This is a genomic window from Faecalibacterium sp. OM04-11BH (genome assembly GCF_003482185.1).
GTDB lineage: Bacteria > Bacillota > Clostridia > Oscillospirales > Ruminococcaceae > Faecalibacterium > Faecalibacterium tardum.
On record NZ_QULS01000036.1, the window covers coordinates 1 to 3,578 of the forward strand.

General features: G+C 53.4%; 3 protein-coding genes. All 3 read right to left on the reverse strand.

The window, feature by feature from the left end:
* Positions 1 to 199 precede the first annotated feature (199 nt).
* From DXB44_RS14165 to DXB44_RS14175, 3 genes are read right to left on the reverse strand one after another with little or no spacing between them, the layout of a single operon-like run.
* A complete protein-coding gene (locus tag DXB44_RS14165; protein ID WP_118659089.1) occupies positions 200 to 1,588 on the reverse strand; it encodes a site-specific integrase in 1,389 nt (462 codons plus the stop codon).
* An 18-nt stretch (positions 1,589 to 1,606) separates the two neighbouring features.
* Positions 1,607 to 1,921: a helix-turn-helix domain-containing protein gene (locus tag DXB44_RS14170; protein WP_112122197.1), complete on the reverse strand. Its 315-nt coding sequence runs from the start codon at positions 1,919 to 1,921 to the stop codon at positions 1,607 to 1,609.
* A gap of 42 nt (positions 1,922 to 1,963) precedes the next feature.
* Positions 1,964 to 3,229, reverse strand: a complete 1,266-nt coding sequence (locus DXB44_RS14175; protein WP_118659090.1) for a plasmid recombination protein — start codon at positions 3,227 to 3,229, stop codon at positions 1,964 to 1,966.
* Positions 3,230 to 3,578: the final 349 nt, after the last annotated feature.

Consider the following 3,578-nt stretch of genomic DNA (forward strand, 5'->3'; position numbering starts at 1 on the left):
TCAGTGGGCCCAGGGTTCGAGTCCCTGGAGGTGCACCACATTTTGAACGTCAAATCGTAAGATTTGACGTTCTTTTTTGTTATGTAACCCCGAAAATTCGGGGCTTGCACGGTCAATGCACGGTTTTTGCACGGTCGGCTTTTTCGTGGGAATCCTCTGCATAAGCGGAATTGCTTTGAAATGCGTGGTAAATTTTGCATCAGGTCAGCAGTGCAAGACGGAGCTGTGCCTTTACTTCAGGGTCTGCGTTCTTCAGAAGTTCCAGCAGAGCAGTCATAGAGATGGTCGGTTCGCCTTCGGCGGGTACAGCCTGCGGGCTGGGGCTTTCCTGTTTGGCGTAGAAACCTTCCTCAAACTTCTTGCCCAGTTCTACACGAGAGGACTGCTGGATATGAGCGTAGGTGTTCACCAGCATATCCGCCGTGGCATGTCCTGTGGTGCCCTGAACGGCCTTCACATCGCCGCCGGAGATCATCAGCTGATAGGTGGCACTGGAATGCCGCAGACCATGAAAGACGATGCGAGTGAACTCTGGGTGGGCATCCTGCCATTTCAGAAACTTCTTGCGGATGAGTACCGGTTCCACCGCCAGACCATTGGGCAGACGGAACAGCATTCCGCTGTCGTGGTAACGTGCCGGGTCTTTCCTCTCGTCTGCCGCCAACTGATTCAGCCACTTCTTCAATTCCTCTTTCAGTGCGGAGGTCATGAAGATGGTGCGGCAGGAGGATGCGGTTTTGGTGCTTTTCAGGATGAGGGAAGTGGTGCTGCGCTCCAGCTTGTCCGGGAATACCTTGATGATGCAGCCATCGTCCACTTGGTTCAGGGCTTCTTTTCGCACCCGCTGCATGGATTTGTTGATACGGAAGGTTCCGATACCGTCCGCAGCATCAAAGTCAATATCCTCTGGGGTCAGACCAACGATCTCGCCTTCTCGCAGCGCGCCCACCAGTGTGAGATGGACTGCCAGATGCAGGATGGGGTCCTCCATGCTGTCCAGAGCCGCCCGCATTTCCTCTACCGTCCAGATGGTGCGCTCCTGCGTGGACTTCTTGGGGCTGTCCACAGGAACAGGACTTTTGACAAGAATGCCCCATTCCACGGCGTACTGGAACGCTGTGCCCAGCAGCCGATGCACCTCATGGATCGTCGTGCCGGAAAGGAATCGCTGCTTCTGCTTTTCGGTCAATTCCTGCTTCTTTCCCTCGATATACGAACCGCAGGGCGTTTTGCTCAGGGTCGCATAGAGGTTTTCCATGTGGTAGGGCTTAAGTTTCTGCATCTCCATGCTGCCGATATAGGGGATAATCAGATTCTGGATGGTGGAAAGATTGGATTCGTAGGTTTTGGGGGCCCACTTGTGCTTGCTGCACTGCTTGGGCAGCCAATCCATGAGGAACTCTGCCACCGTCACCGAGGACGGAATCAGGAATGTGCCAGCTGCCAGTTCATGTTCGATCTGCTTCTTTCGGTTCGTTGCCTCCTCTTTTGTAGGAAAACTTTCCCATTTGTCGCAGCTCTTGCCGTGTTCATCTTCGTAGGTGTAGCGGACGCTGTAAGAGTTGCCGCGCTTCGTAATATATGCCATACTGTTTGCCTCCTCTTATCAAGCTGCCCGGTAGAGCCACGCATCGAAGCTGTCCTTCGGCACACGGATGCTTCCGCCTACCCGCAGGACACGGAATTCGGTGGTGCTGTTGCACAGGTTGTAAGCAGAGCGCAGACTGATGGCCAGCATTCGTGCGATCTCTTCCACCGTGTACACCAGCTTTGTAGTTGCCGGGCTGTCAGTCGGAGACTTGACGGCATTGGTTTGAGTGACCACTTCCATTGTAGTGGGATTCGAGTCCTTTTGCAAGAACTTATTCGTATAATCGGAAGATTGCACAGGGACGGTCATAGAATTACGGTCAAAATCCATAAGCATTTCTCCTTATATTGTCATATCATCTAAAAATTCAGCTTAAAGTTCTACATCCTGCCCACGCCTGCGGTTTCGCTGCTGCACATTCATGGTGAGCTCCTGCTTGGGGGCAAGAATCTTTTCCAGAAAGCCGCGCACCAGTTCGGGCGCACGGTGGAGAGCATCCAGATAGGGTTTCACGTCGTACCACAGGTCGTGGTACTTGTTGCTCCAACGAACGGCCTCCTTCTTGGCGGTGGAAAGTTCTTCTTTCAAGCGGCGGTTCTCCACGTCCATCATATAGCCGTGGTCGGCTTGCTTTTTCAGCTTGGAAAATTCTTCTTCGGTCAGCGAGTAGTTACCGAGAAAGGTGCGTTTGCCGATATAATCCAGATCGCGCGCATGAATGAGGGCTTCTTTCGTGAGCGTGGCCTTTTTCTGCACAGCGGCAAGTTCCTTCTCCTTTTTGGAGAGGGTCTGACTGGTTTTGGCAAGCGACTGCGCCTTTTGGTCGGCTTGGGTGGTCAGGGTGTCCAGCCGTTCCTGCTCCCGCTGGACTTTGAACTGAGTGACAGTCAGGTGTTCTTCGGTGCTGCCACGCTCGCCGCGCTCCACATCGGTGTACCCGGCAGTACGCATATAGTTGAAGAAATCGTCTTGCAGGACGCTGTACGACTTCTTCAGGACTGGCTTGCCGTTCTTTTGCAGCACGGGCTTTCCAGCATCGTCCAGCAGGGGCTTGGAAGCCCACTTCTTGCTTCGGCTGACCTGCATGACGGTCTCCTTGACGGTGCCGACCAGTGCCTTGTCCTTGCAGCGTTTCGACCAGAGAATCTGCTTTTCCACCACAGGTACATAGACCACGTGGAGATGGTAGTGGTAGACCTCCCGGCCCAGTGCTTCGGTCATGGCACGGTTGATCTCATCGGCGTGCATGACAGCCGAGAGGATATACTGCTCACCACCCACGATTTGCACAGCAGCTTTGTAGGCATCCGCATAGAACTGCTTGGCGAACTCGTAGCCACCGTGATTGTCAAAATAGGCCGAGTTGACATCAAAGACAAGTTCACAGTAGTGGGTAGCATCCGGCTTCAAGCCGCGCGTGGAGATGGTTCCATCGGCTTCCAACTGGGCGAACAGGTCGGTGTAGCTGGCGGTTGGCTTTTTGAAGTGGACGTTCCATGCAGCGCGCTGGGGGATAATATCGGGGTTCCGATAGCTGTCCTTTTCACGCTCATTGTGCTGCTGGGTGTTGCCAACGGCCTTGTCCGAAACGGCGAGATTTCGGACACTGGTGCGGTCAATGCCATCGTTTCTTGCCAAAGGGCATCCCTCCTTTCAAGGTTCATCGAGAGGTGACGGGGAACGAAGATGCACTTCTGCGGAAGTGTAATAACCCACTATAACACTTTCATCCCTATGGGCTGCAAAGTGTAGTGGGCCCTTCGAGGACTCTCCGAGGGGGAACGTCTCCTGCGGGAGAGCTACGATCAAGTTCGCACAATGCGAACTTGATTGCTCCGTACGCATCTGAAAAAATTGCGTACGGAGTTCAAATAACCTGTACGGTTCGTACGGTGTACAGGCAAGCAAAATACAAGCGATAAAACGCTTGATTTTCTTAAAATCTACCGTACAGGTGCGTACAAGTACAGACCGTACAGGTTGTACG

What these genes read in the sequence shown, in the direction of transcription:
- DXB44_RS14165 (WP_118659089.1), bottom strand. Translation starts at nt 1,588, where the DNA reads ATGGCATATATTACGAAGCGCGGCAACTCTTACAGCGTCCGCTACACC.
- DXB44_RS14170 (WP_112122197.1), bottom strand. Translation starts at nt 1,921, where the DNA reads ATGGATTTTGACCGTAATTCTATGACCGTCCCTGTGCAATCTTCCGAT.